We start from the raw sequence: 25,889 nt of genomic DNA on the forward strand, positions 1-25,889 counted from the left end.
GCCGGCATGTCGAACACGTTCGTGGCCATCAGGAAGTTGACGAACATGGGCTTCAGGATCTTGTACCTGAAGTCTCCGGAAAAACCGCCCAGGTTGAGCACCGTCCTCATGGTGATGTAACTGAACGGGTTGAGGGCGTTCAGCAGCCTCGACCGGGAACGGGTCAGCCGGCCGAACCAGTGCAGACGCTTCAGGACCCGCTGAAACCTGGCGATCTCGGGCTGCAGTTGCCGTCTGATGTCGGAGTCGAAATCGTGAGCGTAGACCCGGCCGTAGTATTTCACGCTGTAGTTGAACCGGGTATCGAGTAATTCGATGCCGAACTGCTGCATCAACAACAGGATGTGCTGATATACAGACGGTATCAGCGCGGTGACGGATATGTCGAAGGGAACGGTGCTGCCGTCATCCTGCGGCATGTCGGCCGTAATCGCGTTTCCACCGACCTGGTCCCGGGCCTCGTACAGCCGGAAATCGAACCGGTCCGGGTGGTGATGCAGCGCCCATGCGGCCCCGAGCCCCGATACCCCGCCGCCGACAATGGCGATACGCCGCGGTTTTGCGCCATTCCGACCGGTTGCCATATCCCAGCACCTCAATTCGGGTTCGCCTGAAACCGGACGGCCAGATCCCATCAACGCGCTGGTTTCCGGTCCTTCGCGCAATGGTAGTGTTCGCCCGCCCTTTCCGGACTTACCAGCCCGTTCCGGACGTCCTCTTCCACCTTATCCGCTTCCCGTTCGGCCGGGTCTCCCCAGCCTCCACCGCCGGGGGTCTCGATCCGCAGGATCTCGTTCCTGTACAGTTCGGCGTGCGTCTTGGTGGGTATTTCCCTTTCACCGCCGTGCGCGTCGATCACGTAACAGTGGGCGCCCGTCGCGTTACCGCCGCCTTCGAGCCCCCAGGGGGTGAACCTGCGGCGGTCGGAGCTCAGCGTGATGATGGTGCGCTCGCCCAGGCATTTAAGTTCCCGCATCATCCCGCAGCCGCCGCGCTGGCGCCCCGGTCCCTCGGTGTCCGGGATCAGTCCGTACCGCTCGACCCGCAGCGGGTAGGTGCGTTCCATGATCTCAACCGGCGCGTTGCGCGTGTTGGTAAGGTGGGTGTGCACGCCGTCTTCGCCGTCGAGGTCAAACATGGCGCCCTGCCCGCCCGCGTAGGTTTCCACGTAGTTGTAGTAATCCCCCGTAGCCGGATCGATCCCGCCGATATTGACCAGGTTCATCTCCCCGCTGCAGGCCGCGCACACGCGGTCGGGCGCCGCCTGGTACAACGCGCCCATCAGCACGTCAACGACCCGCTGGTCCGTCAGGATGTTGGCATTTCCGATGGCCGCCGGGTAGGTGGCCTGCAGGATGGAGCCCTCGGGTGCGAAGATGTCCAGGGGCCTGTATGCCCCGGCGCAGGCGGGCAGGTCCGGATCGATCACCGCCTTGCACACGTAGCTGATGCAGGAAGCTGCCGCGGGAAGCCGCGCGTTGAGGGGCCCCAGGACCTGGTCGCTGCATCCGGAGAAATCGGCGCGCAGTTCGTCTCCTGAGACGGTCAGGGTGACCGCGATCTTCACCGGCGTGTCGGTGACACCGTCGTCGTCCAGGTAGTCCTCGAAGGAATACGCACCGTCGGGCAGCGACCGGATGCCCGCGCGCATCCGTCGTTCGGCGTAGTCCTGGATTTCGTCCATGTACCGGAGGACTTCTTCAGGCGATTCCCGGGACATGAGCTCAGTGACCCGCTGCTGGCCGATCTGGGCGCAGGCGAACTGGGCCATCAGGTCTCCCCGCACTTCGAATTGCGTCCGCACGTTCTGGTTGATCAGCTTGTAGATCTCCTCATCGAGGCGTCCCGACTTGAAAATCGCCATCGGAGGGATCTGGAGTCCTTCCTGGTAGATTTCCGTCACCCCGAAGGGCATGCTACCGGGCGCGAATCCGCCCATATCCACGTGGTGGGCGGTGGAGGCCGCGAGGGCAACGGGGCGTCCGTCGCGGAAAATAGCGGACACGAGGGAGACGTCGGGAAGGTGTCCCGGCCCTTCGGGATAGGGCAGGTTCGTGATGTATACATCGCCCGGTCGCATGTCGGAGACGGGATACTCCGCCAGGATGGACCGCACCACGCCCGGCATGACACCCAGGTGAAGCGGCACGCCCGATTCGGCCTGGGCCAGGATCTCCCCCGAAGGCTGCACGATGGCCGCGGAGCAGTCACGCCGGTCCTTGATATTGGTCGAGTAGCTGGTGCGGATGAGCGCAGCGCACATTTCTTCCGCGATGCCTGTCCACCGGTTACGCATCAGTTCCAGGGTAATGGGGTCGGTCTTCATGAGGCTCCCAGGCCCGTGATGGCGATCTGTTCCCACGCATCGATACACGCGTGTTGCGCGGGTCCGATCAGCGTCGTGGAATCGAGTTGTTCTATGACGGCCGGACCGACGATTTGCTGGCCCGGGTGCAAATCGTTTCTGCTGTAGACGGGCGTATCGACCCAGTTTCCGCTGAAGTAGACGGGGCGAATTAAGCGAGGTGCGGGCGGATCCGATGCGGTGCGTTCCGCGGGTCTGCGTCGGTCGTCCGCTATCGGCAGTTCCGCGGAGACCCAGACGTTGACGAGTTGGACCCGCTGGTCGCACCGGGCGAATCCGTACTGCCTTTCGTGCTCGGTGTGAAACGCGGATTCGAGGGAAGACAAGTCAACGGGACCGTCTGGCAGGTCGATCGGAATGTCATATCCCTGTCCCGAGTACCTGAGTCCCGCGCGCCGGGTGGTGACCGGCTTCAGGCCCTCCGTCGAAGTCGAGAGGTCCCTTATCGCTTGCCCGGCCAGGTTCTCCAGCATCTCCTCGAATGCTTCTGTTTCAATCCGGTCCAGCAGTTCCACGTGGGTCTGGATCCGGTCCGTCCGCAGGTTCGAGAAAACCAGGCCCTCGGCCGAGGCGACCCCGGGAGCGAGCGGTATGATCACGTCGCGTATGCCCAGTTCCCGGGCGAGTTCGGCGCCGTGAAGCGGTCCCGCGCCTCCGAAGGGTACCAGGGCGAAGAGGCGGGGATCGTACCCGCGCTCCACGGTGAGCTTGCGGATGGCCGCCGTCATGGAGGCGTTAATGACCCGGATTATGCCTTCGGCGGCCTCTTCCACCGTGCACTGCAACTGCGCGGCGATCTTCTCCTCGATCACCCGCCGCGCGGCCGACGGGTCCAGGGTGATGGCGCCACCCAGCAGGCTGTCCGTCGAGAGACGGCCCAGCACGAGGTTCGCGTCCGTCACGGTGGGTTCTGTACCGCCGGTCTGGTAGCAGGCGGGGCCCGGCGCGGCTCCCGCGGACCGCGGCCCCACCCGCAGAGCGCCGCCCGAATCGATCCATGCGATGCTTCCTCCCCCCGCGCCGATCGTGTGGATGTCCATCATGGGCGCCTTCAGGGCCAGACCGTCGATCTCCGCGTTCTTAGCGAAGGCAATGGTGCCTTCGTGAATCATGGCCACGTCAAAGCTCGTACCTCCCATGTCGGCCGTTATCAGGTTGGGCCGGTCGATCCGGCGGCCGATTTCCACACCGGCCACCACGCCGCCGGCCGGCCCCGACAGGATCGTATGCACGCAGTGATCGGCGGCCTGCCCGGCAGAAGTGACTCCGCCATTGGACTTCATGACGTAAAGCGGCGACGCGACGGATGACTCGGACAGGGCATCGTTCACCCGCTTGAGGTAGTTCGACATCACCGGCTGCACGTAGGCGTTCATGGCACAGGTGCTGAACCGTTCGTATTCACCCTCCTCCCGGCTCATATCGGAAGATAGACAAACCGTGGTGCCCGGCAGCCCATGCCGAAGCATATCGCCGACCGACCGCTCATGCCCGGGATCGATGTGGCTGTGCAGCAGCCCCACGCCGACCGCTTCGATCCCTTCGTCCCCGAACGCTTCGATCAGTTCGTTCAGTCGATCCTGATCGACGGGCAGGGCTTCCGATCCGTCGTACAGCGTTCGTTCCGGAAGCTCATACCGCATGGACCGGGGTACGAGGGCGGGAGTCCGGCGGACACGCATGTTATACAGGTGGGGCCGGTCCTGCCGCTGAATGTGGAGCACGTCCCGGAACCCTTCGGTGGTAATGAAGGCGGTGCGGGCGCCTTTACGCTGCAGGATGGTGTTGGTGGCCACTGTGGTACCGTGTATCAGGAACCGGATATCCGCACTGGCGTATCCGGCCCTGTCGACGAGTCCCTTGACGCCTTCCACCAGCGCCCGGCTCGGATCGGCCGGCGTACTCGGCACCTTGTGGAATACCAGGCGGCCCGTGTCAGGATCGGACAGGACGAGATCGGTAAACGTGCCGCCCGTGTCTATGGCGATGCGAACGCTCATGGCAGGTTATACCGTGTTTTCGTCCAGCGGAAAATCGATACGTACGTTCCCGCGCTTCTGCGACGCGAGGAACCCCAGGATGATCTCCAGGGTATCCCGGGCAGCCCGGGGCGGAGAAATGGTTGCGCCGCCGTTTTCCATGACGTGGACGAGGTCCCGGATAGCTGCCACGGAGTAATAGTGGGTCGGGCCCTTCGGTGCGACGGTCTGGATGCCGTGTCCGGTATCGATCTCGTAGTAGTCCTCGTGGACGAACATCCATCCGTCGGTGCCGTCCAACTGGTATCCTCCCCGGCATTCCCTGCCCTTCGAACCGTTGTATAAGGCCCGCACGCCATTCTTGAAATGGATGTAGCCGGAGCAGCCCGGTTCCAGGTCCGCGTTCCTGCCGCCGTCGCCCTGGTAGGGCCAGTAGTCTTCGTAGCCTTCGTCCAGTTCGGCGAAAACCCACGCGGGTTCGGATCCCGCGAGATAGCAGGTCATGTCGATCATGTGGGTGCCGTTTCGGAATAGAATGGCCCGAGGGCCGCCGAAGTTCAGCACGATGCGTTTCAACTCGCCGATCGCGCCTTCATCGAGCAGTTGCTTGACTTCCCGGTATACCGCTCCCCATCGCCGGGTGTGGTTGATGGTCATGGGCACGTTCCGGCTTTCCACCGCGGCGATCATGCGGTCGGCATCCGCCAGCGAGGTCGCAATCGGTTTTTCGCAATATATGCCCCGAACACCCGCGGCGACGCCGTCCACAACGATGTCCGCGTGGCGGTGGTCCGATGTGACCACGCTCAGTATATCGGGTTTGCAGGCTTCCAGCATCTCCCTGTAGTCCGTGAAACCCCGCAGACCCGGGAAAGTACCCGACCAATCCCTTAGGGTGTCCTGCAGGAGATCTTCTTTCAGGTCGCAGACACCGACCACCTCGGTAAACGGCAGGAGGGCATAGGCCGGCACGTGGCGGTTGGGCATTTCATGGCCCATCCCGTGTTCGCCGTCGACCGGGGGGCTTCCCGCCCCGATGCCGCTCAAGCCCACCACACAGACTCTGTATTTACGATCGTCAGCCATGGATGTCCTTTCTGTGGTTTGATATTGCTCCCGGGGAGGTGCCGCATGCGTCTAAACACGTTCATCATGTGTACCGCGCATTAGCATGTTCTGTCGTGCGGACCGGGCGTTACGCGTCCTTCCACCGCTCGACCTGCGCTTCATCCAGTTTGACGCCGAGACCCGGACCATCGGGCACCTTCGCGGTGACAGGCCCGAGTTCCAGCGGCGTCTCGATCATATCGCCTTCGTGGTACAGCGGGCCGAGCAGGTCTCCAGGATAGGTCTCGCTGTCGATGGCTTCCACGCTGGCGGCCACGTGGAGCATGGCCGCCGTGCCGATCCCCAGTTCGAGATTGCTTCCCATGTGACACCGCATGCCCGCCGCCCTGGCCACGGACGAGATACCCAGCGTCTGGCCGATACCCCCGTTCTTCCCCGGATACACGCTGATGATATCCGCGGACCTGAGCAAGGCCGTCTGCATGGCATCGAACAGCGTGAAGACGCTCTCGTCGGCCATGAGGGGGATGGTGGTGCCCGTTCGGATCAGGGCCGCTTCATCGTCGAACTGCGGTGCGGATGGCTGTTCCGCGAACAGGATATCCAGCGGTTCGAGAAGACGCAGCATGCGGCGCGCGACGGCCGGCGGCCATCCACAGTTCGCGTCGATGCCGATCCTGATGTCGGGGCCGGCGAGCGCGCGTATTGCGCGTACGCGTTCGAGGTCCTCGTCGGGGTCCAGTCCGACCTTGACCTTGAGGCATTGCACGCCCCACTGCAGGAACTTTTCCGCCAGGGCAACGGAAGTCGGCACGTCGAAGGCGCCGACCACCATCTTCATGGGAATCTCCCGCCGGACCTTGCCGCCCAGCAGTTGGTAGAGCGGCACGCCGGCGCGCTTTCCCGCCAGGTCCCACAACGCCATCTCCACGGCCGCCTTCGTAAAGGGATTCAGCTTGATAACCTCGTCCATGATCCCGCAGAGCCGGTTCACTTCCACCGGATCCTCACCTTTGAGCGCGGGGTCCACCAGGTCCCGGATCGCTGTCGTACAAGAGGCGGATGTTTCCCCGCTCCAGCGCGGCGCGACCGTGGCCTCGCCCAGCCCGGCCAATCCCTCGTCCGTGTGGATCCGGAGGATGACATAAGGAGAGACGATGTGTTCGCCATGGGCGGTTTTCGTGGTCAGGCCTTGCTTCAGCGGCACTTCGATCGGGATGGCTTCCACCCGGGTTATCTTCATGTTCCGCTCCGTTTCCCGTTGGATGAAATCAGGTGTTACGAACAGGACTCATCTCAACCACGCGTGCAGATGTTCGGCGACGAACTGATCGTCGTTAAGATCGGGGTAAGCGCGGTATACCCGGTCTATTTCCGCGAATTGGCCGGGCGAAAGGGTCTCGTCCGGATTGAGACACCAGGTACCCTCGAGCAGTCCCTGTCGGCGCAGCACCTCGTGGACGCCCGGGATACATCCGGCAAAATCGTGGGCCGGATCGAAGAAAGCCGCGTTGCAGTCCGTGACTTCGATGGCGCGCGTCAAAAGGTGCTGAGGCACGGGCTCACCGGTGGCCGAAGCGGCATGACACGCGTTCAGCATCTCCACCGCTTTTCTCGTCCAGACCGCCCAGTGGCCCAGCAGCCCGCCTTTGAAGCGAACCGACCTGCGCGAATCGCCGCACTGAAACACGTGCTCCGTCAGGAGATCCATGACGATGTTGTCGTCGTTGCCGGTATAGAGCGTAACATCTTCGTGCCTGCCCGATTCGGCCAGCGCCCGTATGACGTCCAACGTGTGGTACCGGTTGAACGCCGCGATCTTGATGGCTACGACGCCTTCCAGCTCGACGAACCGTCGCCAGAATCCGTAACTCAGCAGGAGTCCGCCGACGGCGGGCTGCAGGTAGAAACCCATGACGGGGATGATATCCGCCACGGCCCGGCAGTGCGAGATGAGTTCGTCGTCTGTCGCGCCCTTCATGGCGGTCAGACTGAGCAGGCCCACATGGTAGCCGAGGGATCGGGCCGTCTCCGCCTCTGTGACCGCCTGCGCGGTCCGGCCGCAGATCCCGGCGATTCGGATGAAGTCCGACGGCGCCTCCCGATCCATGACATCCGCGGCCAATCCGAGCACCGGTTCGTAGAGCCCGTACGCCGGATCCCGGATTTCAAACTGCGTCGTGTGAACGCCCACGGCAAGTCCACCGGCGCCGGCCGCGATGTAGTAGCGCGAAAGGGCTCGTTGGCGGCGCTCATCCAACTGCCGCTCCGCCGTGACCGCCAGGGGATGGGCGGGGATCACCACGCCCCGCCGCAGGGCTTTTCTGACGGACGGCGGCATAACCTCATTCATTGCTCAGAAGCTCCCGGTGCGCGATTCGTATCCCGTGGGCTTGTCCAGGCTGCGTCCCCCGATTCGGATCCAGTGGGCTACCCAGTCCACGAGTTGATCAACAGCTATTTCCGGTCTGCCCAGCTTGTCAAACAAACTGGCGGCGTTACCCAGCAGGGCTGTGTCGCTTTCCTTGCCTTCCAGACGAGGCTCCCGGTCCAGCCTTCGGCCCAGCGAAGCAGCCAGTTCCCGGACGGAAAGCACGTCGGGTCCCGTCATGTTCAGGATCGTGGCGGGACTGCTGCAGAGGCGAAACATGCGCGCCAGGTAGCTGTTCGCGTCTCCCTGCCAGATCTGGTTCACGTGTCCCATGGAAAGATTGATCGGAGCGCCGGCCTGAACCTTTCTGCCCAGATCGTGAATGATGCCATACCGCAACTCCGTCGCGTAAAACAGCCGGACGATGAGCAGCGGAGTACCCTGTTCGAGACACAGGTGTTCGGCGATGCGTTCCCCGCCGAGACGCGATTGGGCATACTCGCCCACCGGTTCGGTCTCGCCGTCCTCGTCGGCGCCGCCGGCCGTGATCCGCGTATAGGCGTAAACGTTTCCGGAACTGACGTAGATTACGCGCGACCGGGCATAGCGCTGCATGATCCGGCCGGGCAGCCACGCGTTCATAGCCCAGGTCGCCGGGGCGTTGCCCGTGGCGCCAAACTTGAACCCTGCGAGAAAGAGGACATTGGGCGCATCCGGCAGATGCTCCAGGTCCGATTCGTCGAGCAGGTCCGCCCGGATGGTTTCCACCCCCACGCTTTCGAGGTGCGTCCTGACCCGCGTGTCACTGAATCGGGACACCCCGATCACGCGCCGGGCTCCGGCGCGAACCAGGAGTTCTGCGAGGGTCGGTCCCATCTTCCCGCCAACGCCCAGGATCAGCACATCGCCGTCCAGTTCCGATACGGCCTGGACAACCGGTTGCGACGGAGTCGTCATGCGGTCGACGAGCATTTCCTCGCTCGTAATCAGATCAGGCATAGGCGGCCCTGCCGGGCGGAGCGGTAAAATAGTCTGCCGGAGCGAAGAACCGGAACATCCCGAAACCGGATTCCAGGTCCGATTCCTTCCACACGAGATCGGTCTCGCAGTAGGACACGGAACCGTGGCCCGGCGGCGAATGTTCGGGACGGGACAGGAAGTCGGTCCGCGGCCAGACGCTCCTGTGTCGGAAACACACGCCACGCAGCAGGTTACTCCGTATGAAGTGCCGCATGTGGGAAAAGGTCCGTTGGTACCGCGTGCCTCTTCCCCATTCGACATAGGGTTCCAGTCCGTCTCCCAGTTCCTGAATCTCCTCGATAGAAAGGGGCTGCCCGTTGCGAAGCAGGATTGCGTCGGTATTCGGATCGACCATCACCCATTTCTGGTATTCCTCGAACCATACCTCCGCCACGAAATGGCCGTCGTATCCGTTCGGCGTGCCCATCAGAACCGCGCAGCGCGCCGGAATACGCAGTACCTGGCAGGCGCTGACGAAGGCTACGGCGTAGTGCACGCACATGGTGATGGGCTGTTCGTCGTTGTGACCGCGCTGGCCGGCGCCCCATGCGAGTATGGTCTCCGCGTCCCACGGCGCGTATACCGTGGCACGGCGGGACCCCGAATGCTCCCAGCTCGAAGCCAGCCAGGAAGACAGCTCGCGCACCTGGGTAAGCCGATCGACGCCGTTCCCTATCCGGCGGGGAATGAGATCGCGAAGCGACTGTGCCCTGGGATGATCGGCAGATTCCCAAGTCATGTCCGGCGCCGGGTCGTCCCGCCCTTCCCGCAGCCGGATGCGGACGCAGTAGTTCCCCTGCACCGCATTCAGGTATCCCATGCGGTTCGAGCGCCAGTGCGCACCTCCATCGTCGGTCAGCGCACAGCGCGATGGGGCGCCGCCGGCCTCCAGCGCGAGCGACCATCCCGTCATCGCGCTGTCTTCGGTCCACAGTTCCACCGTGTTGTCCCCTTCGCGCAGGTGTTCGGCCTTTAAGGACTGTTCATACCAGCGGTAATGGAGATCGGATTTGGGATGGATGGCCTGCAGGCGAACCCCGTTGATGGTTAAATTCAGTGGATTGTCGCCGGTCCGATGGGGCCGGGCCAGCACGAACAGGATCCCTTCGGATTCGGTTGTCGGAAGGTCCAGGATTGCGCGGACCCGCCTGTACCGTGTGAGTTCCTCGCATAGCGAAGGTATAACCCGCCCGGATTCGTTGTGGTAGAGTCTGCTCATTGACTTACCAAGTAACAACCTGCGCTTTGTTGCGTCAAGATCGGACGGGCGTTATATTCCGGCTTACGGATCACATACCCTGTTCGAGCACTGGCTTCCGTTCGATTTCCGGTTTCGCACCAGAGACGTTGACCCATGAAAAGAGCGGTAATACTCGGCAAAGAACAGGGCGGAATCGTGGAAGCCGCAGTCCCCGAACCGAAGGAAAACTGGGTACTGATCAAGATTCATGCGGCGCCGCTCTGCAATGAGTTCAAGGGATTTTCGGCAGGCAACCCGGAGAGCTTCCTTGGTCACGAAGCGTCCGGCGAGGTGGTCGAGGTCGCGCAGCCCTGCCGGGTGAAAGCAGGAGACCGGGTTGTGGTCATGCCCGGGTATCCCTGCGGCGGTTGCGCGCTTTGCCGGTCCGGGGATTACATACATTGTCAAAACTCCGTGGACTTTGAGGAATTTACCGGTTCGGCCGAAGGCAGTGCGACCGTGGCGCAGTACATGCTCAAACCGGACTGGCTGCTGACGCCCATTCCCGAGGGCATGCCCTATGAGCACGGCGCCATGGCCTGCTGTGGACTGGGACCGACCTACGGCGCGCTGGACCGCCTCAAGGTGCGAGGCGGAGAGACCGTCTTGATAACCGGCATGGGACCGGTAGGCCTGGGCGGGGTGATCTGCGCAGGCCACGTGGGCGCCGAGGTCCTCGCCGTGGAATCCCATCCGTACAGGACGGCGAAAGCGAAGGAACTGGGCGCTTCACATGTCATCGACCCCCGGGACGAACACGCGATGGAACGCATACGCGATCTGACCGCCGGTATTGGCGTGGACAAGGCAATCGACTGTTCCGGTTCACCGGCCGCGCACAGGCTTTGTATCGACGCCCTGCGCAGGAGAGGAAGCCTCGCCTTCGTCGGCGAGAGCGGCGAAGACACGCGGCTGGTTGTCAGTCCCGATATGCTCCGCAAGGGGATCGAGCTCCTGGGGTCCTGGCATTACAACATGAAGGGCGCGCACGACATCATGGGCATTATCGCTCGAAATTCAAAGAAACTGGATCGTTTCATCACCCACCTGTTTCCCATAGAGGAGATACAGCGCGCATGGGAGAAGCAGGCAACCGGCGAATGCGCAAAGGTCGTCATTCACCCCTGGTCCTGATGTCCGGCGGACCATCCGGTCGACCATCCGCGGTGCGTACCATCCAGAGCGGGTACCAAACGGTGCGCGCATGCGCGGATGATCAAACCAGGGTGCGTTTCATCTCGGACACGTATGCGCGGATGATCGATCCTGGGAGCGTATCATTGTACAGACGAGGCCGGCACTGACATGACCAAGAGCGCAATCATCGGGGTCAGCGGCGGCCGGGCAAAGGGCCTGGCGGAGGCCTATCGACACGTAAACCGCGGCCGGCTCGTCGCCGTGTCGAGCCGGCGGCGGGACAAGCTCGATGCCTTCGGATCGGCGTTCGCCGTGCCCGCGAGGTACACTGACTACCGCGAGATGTTCAAACAGGAGAAGCCGGACCTGGTCCACGTAAACACGCCGCCGTCGGTACGCCTGGAGATCTTCGAAGCGGCGGAGGAGACGGGCGTGCCGGGCGTACTGGTAGAAAAACCCCTCGCCATTCAGGGCGAGGACTTCCTGGCGATTCAGGCCTTCTCCCGGTCCGCCCGTGTGAAGATCGCCGTCAACCACCAGTTGCACTTCCATCCGCGCCGCAGCATGCTACAGCAACAGGTACGCGACGGCGCCATCGGGAAGCTACGCTTCATCGAGGCCAGCGCGGGCATGAACCTGGCCTACCAGGGTACCCACGCATTGCAGGGGATCAGCGCCTTCAACCCGGACGCAGTCCCCATCGATGTCTTCGGGCAGGTATCGTGCAGCGGGGGACTTCAGGAGACGACGAGACATCACTATGCGCCCGATCAATGTACGGCCGTCATCAACTATGACAACGGCCTGAGCGCCCTGCTTCGCTGTGGCGGACTCGCTCCGCGCGTCCTGGATGGACCCGTAAACGTCCACAAGCGGATCGCGGTGTACGGGAACAAGGGCTTTTTGCACTGGACCATGCACGGCTGGGAGTCCAGGATCGACGGCAAATACGCGTGCGGAGAACATGTCTACGCCGAGGAGGACATCCTGGGCCAGGCGGCAATGACCGAAGCCATGATCGATTGGATCGAGGATGACGGCGCCATTCATCCGCTGAACATCGGTTCGGCGCTGAGTGATTTCGGGGTGATTCTGGGGATTTACGAAAGCGCGTTGAACCGCGCGGTCGTCAGGCTGCCGTCGAAGCCGCCGCCCGGCCTGGTGGAAAAACTGCGGAGCGCGCTGTCTTAGCCCGGCGCCCCGTCGTTCACCTGCATGTACATGAAGGGCGGGATGGTGAGCGCCACCACGTCGTCGCCGCCGGTGACTTCGCGGGCTTGTCCAAGGGCGTGTTCCAAGTCGGGCGCCCAGGAAACACCCAGCCGTTTGGCCGCAAAGTCGGTCTTCGGTCCGGCCAGGATCACCCTGGACAGGTATTTCAGCGGATAGGTCGCCCAGTACCACACGGTGAAGGGATGGAAACCGTGGTGGGCGAAACGGTTCCGGTAGCAGTCGATCATATGCGGATCCCGGGCGAATTTCTCCTGGAACGCCGATTGCATCTCGAAGGGATCCTGGGTCTCGGGCAGCACCTCGTTCCAGAACTTCTCATAGGCGACGTGGTACTCGGGATGGAAGAACTCGAAGACCGGGTTCAGGATGATGACCACACCGCCCGGCTTGACGAAGGGTTTGTTGTAGAACCAGTTGAAGACGTAACCGAGCACGTCGCTCAGAACCAGGACAGGGTTGATGCGCGTACCGACGGAGTAGGGGCTTAGATCAGGCAGGCCGAAAACCAGCGTGTCGTGCTGGTGATCGGTCGTCACCAGGAGCTGGTCCTTCAGGGTCTGCAGGGTCGGTTCGTGGACGGCGTCTATGGAACCAGCGTTGATTTCTACCGGACTGTAGGCGCTCCGGATGCCCTTGAAAACCTGGAAGCGCACCGCCTCGGGCAGCAGTTTCATGGACGTCGGCGCCGTCGCTTTCAGGACTTTCTCGACCAGGTTGCACCGATCCGGCGGTTTGCTGAGATAGCGCATCATGGGAGGATAGGACGCGTTGTTCATGGCCGCCTCGAGGACCATGATGCGCGTGTGTTTCAGGATGACCCGGCTGATGCGCTCGATGGATCCGTGCATCTCGGAACCTTCCGGCTGCATGACGTGGGGATTCTCCGCGGTCATCTGGGGCGCGTGGTGCGGCGCGATGCTGTTGTAGGTGCCCAGGCCGACGGCCACGGACTTGTGTCCCCCGTTCAGCGGGATCTGGATGGAATCCACGTAGATGACGAGGTCGCTTTCGATGACCTTTCGGCTCGTCTCCACCGGCTCGCCGTGGTCGGTCGTGCCCAGCACGACGATGTCGTCCGGGTCTTCGGCGTCGAAATTGACCAGTTGGTGGGGATGGAAGGCCTTCATGATCCGCTTGCCCAGCATGGTGGCCATTTCGTATGTCTTCATCTTGCGGTGCAGCGCGACCGCGCACATGAGCTGGATATTCTCCTGCTTCACCCCGTAACCGTAGAGCATCTCCAGCAGGGTCTCGATGGCGAGCTGGCGGATATCGGGCGGCGCGGTAGCCGGAAAGGGCTGGCAGTTGTCGTCGAAAGCGATCAGGATCCGGCTGTTCACGTCGACCAGTTCTTCAAGGGGCGGCATGTCAAGGGGGGATTCGAAGGCCGCCCGGACCCGGTTCGGTATGTCTTTGTTCGGAATTCCGGGAAGCGGCGGCGGCGGAAAGAACACCGACGCATCTTCCGGCAGTTCGGCTTGGATGATGTTATTCCCGGAATAGGTAAGGTATTTCATCGCGCACTCCGCGTTGCGAATAGGCAAAGCATGTTGTTTCAGTCAAGCCGTGTGGAGACCATAGGGTTTCTGCAGAATCGTTCCATCTGTTTCGGAATCAGAGATATAATAGGTGCGGATTTCCGTGGTATCAACAGTTTAATCGCGTAATGGCATCGACTGCGGGAACAGACTGGAATCGTTCCCCGTCACCGATTCGTTCAAGCATTGCACAGGAGATCATGATGTCTTCAATTAACCGAAGTCTGTCTCGCAGAAGGTTTTTGAGAAGCGGGGCGGCCGTAACCGCCGCGGGCAGTCTCGGCGGCTTCGGCGGCGTCTTAGCCGCGCAGGAGGAAAATCGGAATCGGGGGAGCGCGGAAGATCCTTTTCAGGCGCTTAAGGAAGCGCCTACGCCCCTGATTATGGACGCGTTGATCAGGCTGGGTTACGAGCGCACAAGCCTGGCCATGTCTCGCGGCATCCGTCCGATGATCCCTGCCAGGGGCACGATCGTTGGACCGGCCGTGACGACAAAGTACGAAGAGAGCAGCCTGCCCACGACGAGGGACGATATCCGGTCCTATGTCTTTCGTTCCGTGGACGAGGCGGAGCCCGGATCGATCTGGGTGACGGCCAGCGGCACACGGGAAGTACTCAGCATGTTCGGCGACGTGATCGTACTGGCCTGTCGACAACAGGGCCTGGCCGGCCTGGTGACCGACGGCGGTTGCCGGGATATTGAGGGAATGGAAGAGGTCGGATTGCCCGTCTACGCGGCCGGAACCTGCCTGTACGGGCCCGGTTCGGTGATCCGCCCCGTGGCCGCAAACGTGCCCGTGGTCTGCGGTGGGATCGAGATCACCCCCGGCGACGTAGTTGCCGCCGACGTAAACGGCGTGATGGCCTTTCCGAGTGAGGCGCTGCCTGACGTCATTCAGAAGATAGGGGATCTCGGTGAGAAGGAATCCAGGTCGCGCCGCGCAATCGAGCAGGGACAGTCACTGGAAACGGCGTACGAGTTCTAAGTGTATGGCATCTGCAGAAGTATGACTCCAGTTCGTATTCCATGAGAATCCGGGTGCAACAACGGTGGACAACCTGATAAATCGGTTTTATTATCTGTCGGTCCTATAGAAGTTCCGATGTTACGTACTACCTTGCGTAGTTCCGGATTGATTCAGGATCGTTTGACGAGTTGACATTTCGTGCTCTCGGGATGCTGTATTTGGAGATATTGAACATGGGGTTTTCTCGACCAATCGGCCTTGCCCTGTGCGTGCTCTTCGTACTTGCGGGTGCGGAATCGGCCCGCGCCCAGGGCGCGGAGTTCAGCTTTCACGGCGGTCAGGCCCTGGAAGAATACGAAAGGGGTGGGGGAGGCAGTGTTATCTTAAACCTGCCGACCGGAATCAGGACGGTTCACGCCGGAGCGAGGGCGACCTATCATCTTACGACAACCGAAGACGACGGTGAGAAATCCCTGCTGCTATACGGGGTGGACGTGGGCGTGACGCTCGTGTCGTCTCCCATTCTCGTCCGCGCCATGGCCGGAATAGGACGGGCGCAGGATTCAGAGGAGACGGTGATCGTGGAAGACGATACCAGGACGGTCATTACCAGGACGACAAATACCTATTACGCGCAACCGGGTGTATTGATCGGCGTACCCCTTGGCCTGGCCTTCGTGGGCATTGAAGGAAGATACATACGGCTCGACAAGGGCATGAGCACGACAGCGATCTACGTCATGGTCGGCTTCAAGGTGGGACGCTGAATCCCTGCCGGCGAAGTAAAACACATAATTTCATAAATTTCAGCTATTTACAAATACCACAGTTACCGCGCAACTGGACGATGGGATCATTCATGGGGATTCAGAAAGCATGCCGAGACGAAATCGATACGATGCACCGGTGCTTCGAAGACTGGTTTAACGGGCGCTCCCCCAGGACGGACGAAGCCTTCAGCCGCATCGGTTCGGCGCTGGGTGAAAGCTTTGTAATCGTCATGCCCCAGGGCAGGAAAGTGGAGCGCGCGCCGCTATTGAAAGGCCTTTACGAAGCCCACGCCGGACGGCCAGGCATTCGAATCTGGATCGACCATGTCCGGATACTGGAAGAAGACCACGCGCTCGTGGTCGCCGAATACGAGGAATGGCAGGAAGAGGGCGGGGAAACTACCGCGCGGCACAGCACCGTGGTCTTCCGGCGCGACAACGCCATGCCGAACGGACTGAAATGGCTTCGCGTGCACGAAACCTGGTTCGATTAGACGCCCGCCTGAAGTCAGGTTTCGCGGGCACGTCCAGGCTGTTGATCTGATTCGAACGGTGTTCCCGCGTTCGAAGTCGATTCAGAATCGCGTGGATTCGAAGGTCTCGTAGGGGTGCTCTACGTCAAGCGTGCGTGCGATCTCCTCCAGCCTGAGGCGGTGATCGTCGCTCAGCGGCACGCCTTTCTCCGCGTTCTCCTTTTCCCACCGCCACTCCATGCCGCCGGGCAGTTCCGCGTGAGGCATGCCCGGGAAGGGTCGCATTTTTCTGGCCTTCGATACGAAGTCGTCCAGCGATCGTTCGAACTCGTCCAGATCCATGAAGTGATCGATTTTCATCGCCAACAGGAAAGCGCCCTGGTTGGACTCCCATTTTGAACGGGGAGGTTGGAATTCGGGCCTCCAGATGCCGGCCAGTATGCCCCCGAGTGCCTGCAAAGCAACCGCGAGGCCCAGGCTCTTGGCGAACAGGGCGTAGTACTCCTGGAACAGCTCATCCTTGTATCCCATGAAAACCGCGGCCATGTCGAGCACCAGGGGTGGCTGGTTCCGTGTCGGGAAGGCCAGGCTCATGGGCGAGCCGCCGCTTGCGGACATGATCACGTTTTCGGGGTCGAGGGCGACGCGGTGGGTGGACAGCGCCCATCCCACGCACCCGTGCTCGAGGGCCATGCGGGAGTAGTTTCCGGCCGCGCCGAAGTGGTAGTGGTTGCGCGTGGCCGCCGCGCCGAGACCATGGGCCAGCGCCTTTTGGATGGCGGTCTCCATGCCCCGGTGGGACGGCCCGTACCCCATGCCCCCGTCCCCGTCGAGCACCACCACGGTCTCCGATTCGCGAACCGTGGTCACGTTGGGACACGGATTGACTTCGCCGGCGCGAAGCTTCGGCAGGTATCCAAGCGCCTGCTGCGTTCCGTGACTGTACACGCAGCGCCTGTCGGCCGTAGCGAGAATCCTGCCCATCAGTCCCGCTTCATCGCCGCCCATGCCGGCCGCGACGAACAGTTTCGCAATAAACGCCGAATGGGTTTCGTATGGAACCCTTATGCCATGGTCCGGCGGGGTGTTCCGCATGGGAATGGAAGACATCCCTTCAACCGCCTTTCTGTTTCGTGGAGACCTGCCGGTTGCCACGAAGTGGCGTTCGCCCGTGTCGCACCAGTCGCTTCGGATGCGCTGCTACCCTCGCGGCCGTCCCGGTCGGGCTACTCCGTCACAGCCGCTCCAGCGTGGGCCGGACCGCGGAAGATCGCATTCATAAACAGGATATTCAGGCCATCCATATAGGCCCTGAAATTCGGGTCGGCCGTGAACCCGATGGCGAGTCCGCGGCCGTTTCGCTGTGCCATGAGCAGGGGCTTGTAGGCCAGTTGCATCGTACTGCCTTCCCAGGCGAATCCGCTGGCCAGGACTTCCTCCGGTCCGAGGTAAACCGCCACGTTGCTGCCTTCGTCCAGCTTGAGCGGAGCAAAGATCGAACTGCCGCTGACGAGGGCGTGCACGGTCTCGTCCCGCCCCGCCGCGAGCCAGTGATCCGGATCGAGCCCGGCCCTGAGCAGTACGCCCTGGGTGGACGGCGGCGCGGAATCGTCGGGATTCAACGCCTGAAGGTATTCATCTTCCGTCTCGAAAATGCGTCCGGAAGCACCTCCATTGCCTGAATCGTCATTGCCCGAATCACTCTCGCCGTCGGCCTCGTCTTCCCGGGTCGTCGACAGCAGGCCGGTCGTCTCGGCCGCAAGGTAAGCCGTGGCGCCGGCGCCCAGGCCGACCACCGTGCCTCCCGCGCGCACCCAGTCCCTGATCCGCCGGGTTCCCCGATCGCCGAGCGCGTCGCCATAGGAGGCGCCGAACCCGGGATCCGGCAGCAGCAGGACGTCGAAGTCTCTCAGTTCGGCGAAGGCAAGCTGGCGCGTCCGGATGACCGTTACCGGGTACCCGATCTGGCGTTCGACGACGAAACGGGTGGCGCCGGCATTGTAGGCGCGGGTGGGCCGGTCCCATGCGAGGGCGATGCGGGGCGCTCGCATGAAGACCACGTTGTTGCTGCCGAAATTGGGACCTTCATCGACCCAGCCGGTGTCTGTCGCGATGACCTCCGCACCCGAAGTCGCGGCGATTCCCGCCAACGTGTCATGCAGGTGATCCGGGTTCTCCTTGACCTTGAAGATCAACGTGCCGGACGGATAGCGCCGGTCGCCCTGCACGAAGGGCAGGTCGGTGCTGAACGCCCGAAGTCCCGCCCTGAGCGACGCAGCCAGCAATCGTCCGGCGGCCTGAGTGCCCCACGGGACCAGGTAGGCGACTTTCGCCCTGCCTCCGTCGATCGATCCCGGCGGAATCATGACGGGATCGACCAGGGTGAGATCTCCCTCGACCGCCCTGTCCACGGCCACGGCTTCCACGTTGTACATCAGCGGAAAGGACCACGCGGTCACGTCGTAGATCTGGTCGCCCATGCCCTTGCTCCGGCGCCGTTCCTGTTCCTCGATGAAGTCGTCACTCATGGGTACGTGCACGTCCATGAGCGTGCGCACCAGTCGCTTGGCGGGCTGTGCGAGAGAAATGACGTAGCTGCCCGCGGGATAGGTTTCGCCGCCCGACCGGAAGTCCGATCCGGTCTGGTGTACCTCCACGCCGTGATAGGCCATGAGCCAGGCGAGCTTGTCCACGCCCGAGGTATTGCCGTCCGGCCTGCGTGGCAGGACGTAGGATTTGATGTTCTCGCTGCGGCCTTCCCGGATGGCCGACTCCCGGTAGGCATAGAAGTCCTCCAGGAGTTTCTCCCGGTTGATCGCGGCCGTCTCGCTGGTGGCGATGGAGGCGACGAAGTGATGCCGGACCGTGTCCCTGAAGTGCATCACCGACGCATCGCTTCTGCGGACGACGAGTCCCCTGGCCGATGCCTGCTCGTAGGTCATGGCCACGCTGCCGTAGTAGGACGGCCAACTGGCGCCGTAACCGGGGTAGAATGCATCGAAAATCTCCCGAGTGAAGTAGGAGAACCCGTAGTGATCGAACCATTTAGCGTTGTTCCTGCCGAACAACTGGAGACTCTCCCGCTGATCCCGGGCCAGGTGCGGGTTGTAGGGTACCGCTTCGGGCGCGAAGTAGTAGGTGGTATTGGAACCCATTTCGTGGAGGTCGACGAAAACGGGCGGGAAGTAGTCCTGCAGCACCTTCACCCTGCCCAGGGTCTCGGGATGGTTCAATGAGATCCAGTCGCGATTCAGGTCGAAGTAGTAATGGTTGGTACGCCCCCCGGGCCACGGTTCGTTGTGCTCGGCCGCGAGCGGACTGGCGTTCGGTTCCAGGCCTTCGGCGATCTCGAAATTATGGACGAACCGGTCCCGTCCGTCCGGATTTTGGACCGGGTCGATCATCACGATCGTCTCTTCGAGAATACGGTCCACGACCGGGTCGTTACGGGCCGCCAGCAGGTGGTAGGCCGTGAACAGCGCTGCATCCCCGGGGGAAATCTCGTTCCCGTGGACACTGTAGCTCAGGTTGACGATCGCCGGCAGCGAAGCGATCAGGCTGTCGGCGCTGGCGCGGGATGTTATTCTGGGGTCGGCCAGCCGCTTCATGCCGTCGCTGACATCCTCCAGCGCGCCTATTCGTTCCGGCGAGCCCACGAAGGCGTACACGAGCTTGCGCCCTTCCCAGGACCGGGCGTACTCCAGTATGCGCACCTGGCCGGGCAAGGCCGACTCGAGCGCTTCCAGGTACTTCATCAGTCCCGCGTGGGAAGTGATGCGATCGCCTATATGATAGCCCAGGATCTCCATCGCCGTGGGAACCGAAGCATCGTACTGGGTACCGGGCCAGTATTCGAAGTCCTGCGCCTTCGACGTGCCGGCGACTATCGCCGTAAGAAGAACCAGGCAGAAGAGCGACAGGACGGTGTACCTATTCATCAATATACCTCCTCACACACGGTCTGGGCGGCTCTTTCAGGAAACATCATTTGAGTAAATAAGCGGATTCTGGTCTTCATCATCCAGCGGGTCTCCGACTTCGATGGTATCCAGGATCCGATTCGGAAGCACGTTGGGTATGCCGTTGAACGTGCTGTGGTCGGGCATGTAGGCACAGGTAAAAGCCCGCCGGGGATAGGGCGTCATGTTCGCATTGGCGGCGTGCACGATCAGTCCGTTGTGAAAGGAACATCCGCCCGCAGGCATGACGACGGGCACGGGTTCCTGCCGGCCGAGATCGGGGTAGGCTTCGAACATGGCCCCCACCTGGTTCCCTGCCGCCGGGAAATCGTCCCGCCGCGCTATGTGTGAACCCGGCATGAAGAACATGCAGCCATTCTGGATCGTCACATCGTCCAGGGCGACCCAGATGGTGATGGCGTGTTCCGACGCGAAGGACCACTTGGTATTGTCCTGGTGCCAGGTGGTGGGATTCGCCCAGGGCAGCTTGATCAGGGCCTGATCGTGCCAGATGCGAATGCCGTCGATCCCTTCCAGGTCGGCCGCCGTCCTGCCCAGCCGGCTGTCCAGCATCAGTGCGCGGACTCCGTCATGATCCATCCACAGGTTGGTCCGCTGCCGGAATACGGCTTCGTCCTTCGCCGTTACCTTCCTGTCAAGGTGAAAGGATCCTTCGGGCAACCGGTTCCGGTCGCGCAGCGCGACCGCTTCATCTACCGCCGTCCGCCAGGTCTCCAGTTCTCCGGCATCCAGAAAGTCCTCGATGATGAGGAATCCGTTTTTGCGGTAGGAGTTGATCTGCCCGCTCGTCAATCGATGGTTCATTGCCGTCTCTCCGTCAAACCGGCCATACCCGTGGGAACAGCTCACAGGCCATGGGATCTCCCGGAACCAGGCCGCCGGTAACCGTGGGAGAAATCTCCCAGGGCCGGGTGGTGAACCGGGCGTCGTCTCCGAGCCAGCGCGTGGCCAGGACGCGGCGCGCCCCGGTAAGAGATTGGTTGCCCGCCGCGCCGTGAAGCGAACACATATGAAAGGCGATGACGTCGCCGGGCTCCATGTCCCACGCCAGGATATCGTAGTCCTCCGGGTGTTCGTCGATGGGCGGCACGTCTTCGAATGGCCTGTCTCCCAGCATGGGCTTCGCCGCGGCGTCCTCGAGGGCGTAGTTGCTTTCCGTGGCGAACTTGCGGGGCACGAACCAGCGGTTCCAGTTGTGCGATCCCCGGACGAACTGTACGCAGGCCGCTTCTGTCACCGGGTCGAGCGGCATCCACAGCGAGACGTTCTGGCGGCCGTTCACCGGGTAATAGGGCTGGTCGTGGTGCCAGGGCGTCCGCTTAAGCGTCCCGGGCCACTTGACCAGCAGGTGCTCGTGATAGAACACCGAACTACCGGATCCCATGAGCCGCGCCGTCATGGCGCCCGCGGGCGAGTGGAACACGAAGTCGCGGTACTCGGGAATCCGTTGCCAGTTGCAGTAGTCGTCGAAGAATCCGCCCCGGTCTTCTTCGCCCGCCTTCAGAGTGCCCGCGTAGTCGCTTGGCTCGGCCAGGTTGCGCGACACGCCGGCTTCCACGACGGACACCCAGTGCGGATCAAAGGCCTGGCGGATGCATACCGCTCCGTCTTCCCGGAACCGCCGTATCATGTCTTCGGTTACGACTCCATCCCCGCTCAAGTCCCGCGCGCTCCTTCCGATCGACCGTCTTCAGTGCCGGCGTCTTCAGTGTTGGCGTCTTCAGTGTTGGGCGATGTACATTTTCGTATGCATGATACCGATCCAGGAGAACATGGCGTATCCGAACTTGTTGACTTCGAGCCCTTTGAGATAGGGTTTCCGCAGATCCACCGTCAAGTTGTGGTACAGAAACGCGCCACCCACGTCTTCCACGAGCAGCCGCTCCGCCTCACGGTACATGCCCATGCGTGTTTCGTGATCCATCTCGTCCGCCGCCGTGTCGATCAGCCGGTCGAAGTCGTCGTTGCGCCAGTCCTGCCGCCCGAATCCTCTCGGCTGCGACCGCCACACCATGCCGAGCAGGTTGTTTGGATCGGGATAGTCCGCGTTGAACCCCCCCAGGCCCATGGGGATGTTCCACTCGTACATGTTGTCCCGGTATACCTTGTCTTCCGATCCCCGCATGCGGAGTCGCAGGCCCAGCGCATTGCCAAGCATCGCCTGTATAGCCTGGGCGGTGTAGCTGATCTGTGGGTTGGTCTTGCCGATCCAGAAATCGATCAGTGGAAAACCCTTGCCTTCCGGGTAGCCCGCTTCGGCCAGCAGGGCGCGGGCGCGCTCGGTGTCGTAGGCCTGCACGTCCCGGATGGACGCGTCTGCACTACCCGGGAATTTGGGCGGCAACATGGAGTATGCGGGCACGCCCGTATTACGCAGAACGACCTTGCACATCGCCTCGCGGTCGATGGCGTGGCTGATCGCGCGCCGCACCCGGACATCGTCGAAGGGCGGCTCGCGGGTCTTGAAGAACAGGTACCAGGTCTCCGGAAAGGCGTAGTAGGTAAGCTCGGATTTCAGGATCGGATGGTTCTCAATGAAAGGGAGGTCGGTCAGCAGGACCCTGAGGTAGTCGATCTCGTCGTTCTCGTAGGGCGGGGTGCCCGGATGTCCGGTGGTGAAGATCTGGACGATTTTCTCGAGATAACCCTTGTGGGGACCGGTATAGTAGGGATTGAGGGTCAGCGTGGCCTGCCTGCCCTTCTGCCATTCGGAAAGGGTGTAGCTCGCGTTGGCTACCAGGTTCCCGGCCTCGCTCCATCGTACCCCGTGTTTTTCCACCTGCCACCGGGGCACCGGTCCCGACCCGGTGAACGCGACGATGAAGGGCAGGTAGGGACAGGGCTTCTCTGTTTCGATCTCCAAAGTGAAGTCGTCCAGGGCCCGCACGCCCACGGTCGACGGGTCGGTCACACTGCCCTGGTTGAACGGGCGGGCGCCTTTGATTTCGTAGTAGAAGAAGGCGTAAGGACTTGCTACGGCCGGATCGAGAAATCGTTTGTAGGTATATTCGAAGTCGTGCGCCGTTACGGCGCGTCCGTCGCTCCATCTTCCGTCGGGACGAAGTTTGAACGTCCAGCGCAGACCGTCCGCCGACTGTTTCCACGACGTTGCCGCCGCCCCGACCAGTTCCAGGTTCTTGTCGAGCATGACCAGGCGCTCGAACAGGGTCAGCGCTCCCTGGCCCTCGTATATGTTGATGCTGACATCGAAGGTCAGTGGTTCTACCAGCGTGTAGCGGAACACCTGCTGTTCCAGGGGCGCCGCGTCCGCCGGCATCTCTTTTCCGATGGAGTTGACCACGGGGACGGCGCCGGTCAATACGGCAGCCGGCAGGAAGCAGAGGAAGAACCCGAGCAGGCAGGTCGCGACGGCGACGAAACGGCCCTGTGCGAACAAGGCCGGGAAGCGCTTGTGTGCGGCCCGGACCGGTCGTATCCATTTCTTCATTCCAGTACCTGTGGTTGATGTGTGCATGATGGGACCGCCGCTGAACGCAGGATCCGGCAGGCTAAAGACTATACAAAACGGGGGATGACCTGTCAACAGCAGGGTACGGAAATCAATACGTCCGGGAAAGCCAGTGCCTGGGTGGTCAGCCTACAGTCTCTCCAGCCGGACATACCTCGACAGGGTGCGGGCGACGGACACCGCGAGGACGAGTTTGACCAGGCCGGAGGGGATAAAGGGGAGCAGGCCGACGGCCAGCGTGGCGGGCCAGGTGGTCTCCACGCCCGCGTAGAAGTTGAAGTAGGCGTACAGATGCAGCAGGCCGCATCCGAAGATGGCGACATGGCCGAGCAGCATCCCGGCGGCGAGATGGGGGATGCTGTTCCGGGTGAAACGATCCACGTAACTTCCGGTCAGGAATGCGCCAAGAACGAACCCTACGAGGTAGCCGAAGGTGGGGGAGAGCACGACCGCCGGGCCGCTCATGCCACCGGCGAATACCGGGATGCCGGCCAGCCCGAGGCATACGTAGACGATCTGGCTGCCGGCGCCCCAGCGGCCGCCCAGTACGGCGCCCGAAAGCATGACGAAGAAGGTCTGCATCGTGATCGGCACGGGGCCGATGGGTATGTTGATATAGGCGCTCACGGCGGTCAGCGCCGCCATCAGGGATGCCGTGGCCAGCCGTACGTTCCTGGACAATACATGCCTTTCTGTCGATGCGAACGAATCGGGTTTCAGCGATATCCGCGGGGCTGCTTTGCCTTGCACCCCCCAGCAGGTTCATATACATTGACGGGCGGTTGTGTCAACGACGTTTTAACCGACCTGAAGGAGTGTCACGATGAGAGTGGGTATACGCACGACTGGCCGATTGAACGATACGCCCTTCGAAGCGGTATGCGCGTGGATGGCCGAAAAGGGGTTCGATACGATCGACGTGTCCCGGATCGACGGCGACATGGTCCGGACCGCCGAAGCGCACGGTGTGGCCATCGGCCAGGTGGACCTCGTGGCGGGCACGGAACTGCTGAGCGACGATTCCGGCCGTCGCGAACAGGCGCTGGGCGCCTCCCGGGATTCCATCCAGCGCGCGGTGGACCATGGCGTAACCAACATGTTCTACGTGGCGCCGGCCCCCGTGGATCCCGCCCAGGGCCGGGATGCGACCTTCCAGCAGTGGAAGCGCACCATGCCGGACATCGTGGATTTCGCCGAATCCCGGGGGGCGACCATCGCCCTGGAGGGTTGGCCCGGGGGGTCGACCCACCATGAGCGAATCGGCGCAACACCCGAGATGCTTCGCGCCATGTTCGAGGCCTGCCCGTCGCCCGCTTTCGGCATCAACTACGATCCGTCGCACCTGATCAGGCTGGGCGTGGATCCGATGCGCTTCCTGAATGAGTTCGGCCACAGGGCCCACCACGTGCACGCCAAGGACACCGTGTTCGACGAGGAAGCGCTCTATCTTTACGGCAGAATCAAACCTTCCTTTGATTCTGCCGTCGCCTTCGGCGAAGGCTACTGGCGGTACTGCATACCCGGCGAGGGGCTGGCCGACTGGGCGCTCATCGTCAAACGGCTCGAGGATTTCGGTTACGACGGCATACTGAGCATCGAGCACGAGGACGGGCGGTACTATGGTTCGTGGGAGCTGGAGGAAGAGGGATTCGTCCGGGCGCGGGCGCACCTCAAACGCTATATGCTGTAGCTTCCATGACACAGGTCGCGGCCCGCCTGAAAGCGGTTCATGCTGCAGCTTCCGTGGTACATGCCGCGGCGCCCAGGCCACGTCCGTCCGTCCCGGGACGCGGGGGTCCGTGCCCTTCAGCCGGACACTTCGTGCAGGACCTTCTCGACGTGCCCGTCCACCTTCACGTTTCGGAAGATCCTGGAGATCCGGCCGTCGCCGTCGATGACGAAAGTCGATCGCTCGATCCCCATATACTTCCGGCCGTAGTTCGTCTTCTCCTTGTACACGCCGTACGCCGTGGACACGGAGGTGTCCGGGTCGCTCAGCAGCGGGAAGGGCAGGTTGAACTTCGCGCTGAACTTTTCGTGGGAAGGAATATCGTCGCAGCTGACGCCGAAGACCCGGACATCCTGGTTCTGAAACGACGGGTAATGGTCCCTGAAGGCGCAGGACTCCCGGGTACATCCGGGGGTGTCGTCCTTTGGATAGAAGTATAGGACCACGGTTTTTCCCCTGAGGTCCTTGAGCGAAACGCTTCCGCCCTTGTCCGCCTCCATCGTGAACTCGGGCGCTGGATCTCCTGCCTGCAGCATGATGGTTTCCTTT

General features: G+C 62.2%; 22 protein-coding genes. 6 read left to right on the forward strand and 16 right to left on the reverse strand.

Annotated features, from left to right (window positions below; translation table 11 throughout):
- The 8 genes from OXG98_11525 to OXG98_11560 form a co-directional block, all read right to left on the reverse strand.
- A partial coding sequence (locus tag OXG98_11525; protein MCY3772632.1) for an NAD(P)-binding protein occupies nt 1-584 on the reverse strand: 584 nt, incomplete at its 3' end.
- Between the two features lie 50 nt (nt 585-634).
- Nucleotides 635-2,326, reverse strand: a complete 1,692-nt coding sequence (locus OXG98_11530; GenBank protein ID MCY3772633.1) for a hydantoinase B/oxoprolinase family protein — start codon at nt 2,324-2,326, stop codon at nt 635-637.
- A complete protein-coding gene (locus OXG98_11535; GenBank protein ID MCY3772634.1) occupies nt 2,323-4,365 on the reverse strand; it encodes a hydantoinase/oxoprolinase family protein in 2,043 nt (680 codons plus the stop codon). Before OXG98_11535 ends, OXG98_11530 begins: the two co-directional genes overlap by 4 nt.
- Before the next feature lie 6 nt (nt 4,366-4,371).
- Entirely contained in the window at nt 4,372-5,430 is a 1,059-nt protein-coding gene (locus OXG98_11540) for a Gfo/Idh/MocA family oxidoreductase (GenBank protein ID MCY3772635.1), read from the reverse strand.
- Nucleotides 5,431-5,539: 109 nt separating this feature from the next.
- Nucleotides 5,540-6,655, reverse strand: a complete 1,116-nt coding sequence (locus OXG98_11545) for a mandelate racemase/muconate lactonizing protein (protein MCY3772636.1) — start codon at nt 6,653-6,655, stop codon at nt 5,540-5,542.
- Nucleotides 6,656-6,703: 48 nt separating this feature from the next.
- Nucleotides 6,704-7,765: a dihydrodipicolinate synthase family protein gene (locus OXG98_11550; protein ID MCY3772637.1), complete on the reverse strand. Its 1,062-nt coding sequence runs from the start codon at nt 7,763-7,765 to the stop codon at nt 6,704-6,706.
- Nucleotides 7,766-7,768: 3 nt separating this feature from the next.
- Nucleotides 7,769-8,782, reverse strand: coding sequence for an NAD-dependent epimerase/dehydratase family protein (locus tag OXG98_11555; protein MCY3772638.1), 1,014 nt, complete (start codon nt 8,780-8,782; stop codon nt 7,769-7,771).
- On the reverse strand, nt 8,775-10,022 hold the full coding sequence (locus OXG98_11560) for a transglutaminase-like domain-containing protein (protein ID MCY3772639.1): 1,248 nt from the start codon (nt 10,020-10,022) through the stop codon (nt 8,775-8,777). The genes OXG98_11555 and OXG98_11560 overlap by 8 nt, the downstream gene beginning before the upstream one ends.
- A gap of 135 nt (nt 10,023-10,157) precedes the next feature.
- Here OXG98_11560 and OXG98_11565 point away from each other — a divergent pair, with 135 nt between their 5' ends.
- Entirely contained in the window at nt 10,158-11,177 is a 1,020-nt protein-coding gene (locus tag OXG98_11565; protein ID MCY3772640.1) for a zinc-binding dehydrogenase, read from the forward strand.
- Nucleotides 11,178-11,348: 171 nt separating this feature from the next.
- The gene (locus OXG98_11570; GenBank protein MCY3772641.1) at nt 11,349-12,371 is read left to right on the forward strand and encodes a Gfo/Idh/MocA family oxidoreductase; all 1,023 of its coding nucleotides are present in this window, start codon (nt 11,349-11,351) and stop codon (nt 12,369-12,371) included.
- Here the strand turns inward: OXG98_11570 and OXG98_11575 are convergent.
- Nucleotides 12,368-13,930, reverse strand: coding sequence for a lactate racemase domain-containing protein (locus tag OXG98_11575; GenBank protein ID MCY3772642.1), 1,563 nt, complete (start codon nt 13,928-13,930; stop codon nt 12,368-12,370). The genes OXG98_11570 and OXG98_11575 overlap by 4 nt on opposite strands.
- Before the next feature lie 224 nt (nt 13,931-14,154).
- On the opposite strand from OXG98_11575, the gene OXG98_11580 reads away from it, so the two are divergent.
- The 3 genes from OXG98_11580 (at nt 14,155) to OXG98_11590 (ending at nt 16,183) form a co-directional block, all read left to right on the forward strand.
- Nucleotides 14,155-14,937, forward strand: a complete 783-nt coding sequence (locus tag OXG98_11580; GenBank protein MCY3772643.1) for a hypothetical protein — start codon at nt 14,155-14,157, stop codon at nt 14,935-14,937.
- Between the two features lie 215 nt (nt 14,938-15,152).
- Complete coding sequence (locus OXG98_11585; protein ID MCY3772644.1) at nt 15,153-15,686, forward strand: hypothetical protein; 534 nt, start codon at nt 15,153-15,155, stop codon at nt 15,684-15,686.
- Between the two features lie 92 nt (nt 15,687-15,778).
- Nucleotides 15,779-16,183: a DUF4440 domain-containing protein gene (locus OXG98_11590; protein MCY3772645.1), complete on the forward strand. Its 405-nt coding sequence runs from the start codon at nt 15,779-15,781 to the stop codon at nt 16,181-16,183.
- 81 nt (nt 16,184-16,264) lie between these two features.
- Here OXG98_11590 and OXG98_11595 read toward each other — a convergent pair whose 3' ends face one another.
- From OXG98_11595 to OXG98_11620, 6 genes are all read right to left on the reverse strand, one after another.
- Entirely contained in the window at nt 16,265-17,272 is a 1,008-nt protein-coding gene (locus OXG98_11595) for an Ldh family oxidoreductase (protein MCY3772646.1), read from the reverse strand.
- A 116-nt stretch (nt 17,273-17,388) separates the two neighbouring features.
- Nucleotides 17,389-20,100, reverse strand: a complete 2,712-nt coding sequence (locus OXG98_11600; GenBank protein MCY3772647.1) for a M14 family zinc carboxypeptidase — start codon at nt 20,098-20,100, stop codon at nt 17,389-17,391.
- A 36-nt stretch (nt 20,101-20,136) separates the two neighbouring features.
- Nucleotides 20,137-20,946 carry a phytanoyl-CoA dioxygenase family protein gene (locus OXG98_11605; protein MCY3772648.1) on the reverse strand — a complete coding sequence of 270 codons (810 nt, stop codon included), beginning with the start codon at nt 20,944-20,946 and terminating at the stop codon, nt 20,137-20,139.
- A 13-nt stretch (nt 20,947-20,959) separates the two neighbouring features.
- Complete coding sequence (locus OXG98_11610) at nt 20,960-21,802, reverse strand: phytanoyl-CoA dioxygenase family protein (GenBank protein MCY3772649.1); 843 nt, start codon at nt 21,800-21,802, stop codon at nt 20,960-20,962.
- 60 nt (nt 21,803-21,862) lie between these two features.
- Nucleotides 21,863-23,590 carry a peptide ABC transporter substrate-binding protein gene (locus OXG98_11615; protein ID MCY3772650.1) on the reverse strand — a complete coding sequence of 576 codons (1,728 nt, stop codon included), beginning with the start codon at nt 23,588-23,590 and terminating at the stop codon, nt 21,863-21,865.
- A 150-nt stretch (nt 23,591-23,740) separates the two neighbouring features.
- Nucleotides 23,741-24,292 carry a biotin transporter BioY gene (locus OXG98_11620; protein ID MCY3772651.1) on the reverse strand — a complete coding sequence of 184 codons (552 nt, stop codon included), beginning with the start codon at nt 24,290-24,292 and terminating at the stop codon, nt 23,741-23,743.
- 142 nt (nt 24,293-24,434) lie between these two features.
- Here OXG98_11620 and OXG98_11625 point away from each other — a divergent pair, with 142 nt between their 5' ends.
- Entirely contained in the window at nt 24,435-25,301 is an 867-nt protein-coding gene (locus OXG98_11625; protein ID MCY3772652.1) for a sugar phosphate isomerase/epimerase, read from the forward strand.
- Nucleotides 25,302-25,417: 116 nt separating this feature from the next.
- On the opposite strand, the gene bcp is transcribed toward OXG98_11625, so the two are convergent.
- Nucleotides 25,418-25,876, reverse strand: coding sequence for a thioredoxin-dependent thiol peroxidase (gene bcp / locus OXG98_11630; protein ID MCY3772653.1), 459 nt, complete (start codon nt 25,874-25,876; stop codon nt 25,418-25,420).
- Nucleotides 25,877-25,889: the final 13 nt, after the last annotated feature.

The organism is Gemmatimonadota bacterium (assembly GCA_026706345.1).
In the GTDB taxonomy this organism is placed as follows: domain Bacteria; phylum JAAXHH01; class JAAXHH01; order JAAXHH01; family JAAXHH01; genus JAAXHH01.

Excerpts from the sequence above, each read along its gene's own strand:
- OXG98_11530 (MCY3772633.1), bottom strand. The coding sequence starts at position 2,326 with ATGAAGACCGACCCCATTACCCTGGAACTGATGCGTAACCGGTGGACA.
- OXG98_11535 (MCY3772634.1), bottom strand. The coding sequence starts at position 4,365 with ATGAGCGTTCGCATCGCCATAGACACGGGCGGCACGTTTACCGATCTC.
- OXG98_11540 (MCY3772635.1), bottom strand. The coding sequence starts at position 5,430 with ATGGCTGACGATCGTAAATACAGAGTCTGTGTGGTGGGCTTGAGCGGC.
- OXG98_11545 (MCY3772636.1), bottom strand. The coding sequence starts at position 6,655 with ATGAAGATAACCCGGGTGGAAGCCATCCCGATCGAAGTGCCGCTGAAG.
- OXG98_11550 (MCY3772637.1), bottom strand. The coding sequence starts at position 7,765 with ATGAATGAGGTTATGCCGCCGTCCGTCAGAAAAGCCCTGCGGCGGGGC.
- OXG98_11555 (MCY3772638.1), bottom strand. The coding sequence starts at position 8,782 with ATGCCTGATCTGATTACGAGCGAGGAAATGCTCGTCGACCGCATGACG.
- OXG98_11560 (MCY3772639.1), bottom strand. The coding sequence starts at position 10,022 with ATGAGCAGACTCTACCACAACGAATCCGGGCGGGTTATACCTTCGCTA.
- OXG98_11565 (MCY3772640.1), top strand. The coding sequence starts at position 10,158 with ATGAAAAGAGCGGTAATACTCGGCAAAGAACAGGGCGGAATCGTGGAA.
- OXG98_11570 (MCY3772641.1), top strand. The coding sequence starts at position 11,349 with ATGACCAAGAGCGCAATCATCGGGGTCAGCGGCGGCCGGGCAAAGGGC.
- OXG98_11575 (MCY3772642.1), bottom strand. The coding sequence starts at position 13,930 with ATGAAATACCTTACCTATTCCGGGAATAACATCATCCAAGCCGAACTG.
- OXG98_11580 (MCY3772643.1), top strand. The coding sequence starts at position 14,155 with ATGTCTTCAATTAACCGAAGTCTGTCTCGCAGAAGGTTTTTGAGAAGC.
- OXG98_11585 (MCY3772644.1), top strand. The coding sequence starts at position 15,153 with ATGGGGTTTTCTCGACCAATCGGCCTTGCCCTGTGCGTGCTCTTCGTA.
- OXG98_11590 (MCY3772645.1), top strand. The coding sequence starts at position 15,779 with ATGGGGATTCAGAAAGCATGCCGAGACGAAATCGATACGATGCACCGG.
- OXG98_11595 (MCY3772646.1), bottom strand. The coding sequence starts at position 17,272 with ATGTCTTCCATTCCCATGCGGAACACCCCGCCGGACCATGGCATAAGG.
- OXG98_11600 (MCY3772647.1), bottom strand. The coding sequence starts at position 20,100 with ATGAATAGGTACACCGTCCTGTCGCTCTTCTGCCTGGTTCTTCTTACG.
- OXG98_11605 (MCY3772648.1), bottom strand. The coding sequence starts at position 20,946 with ATGAACCATCGATTGACGAGCGGGCAGATCAACTCCTACCGCAAAAAC.
- OXG98_11615 (MCY3772650.1), bottom strand. The coding sequence starts at position 23,590 with ATGAAGAAATGGATACGACCGGTCCGGGCCGCACACAAGCGCTTCCCG.
- OXG98_11625 (MCY3772652.1), top strand. The coding sequence starts at position 24,435 with ATGAGAGTGGGTATACGCACGACTGGCCGATTGAACGATACGCCCTTC.
- bcp (MCY3772653.1), bottom strand. The coding sequence starts at position 25,876 with ATGCTGCAGGCAGGAGATCCAGCGCCCGAGTTCACGATGGAGGCGGAC.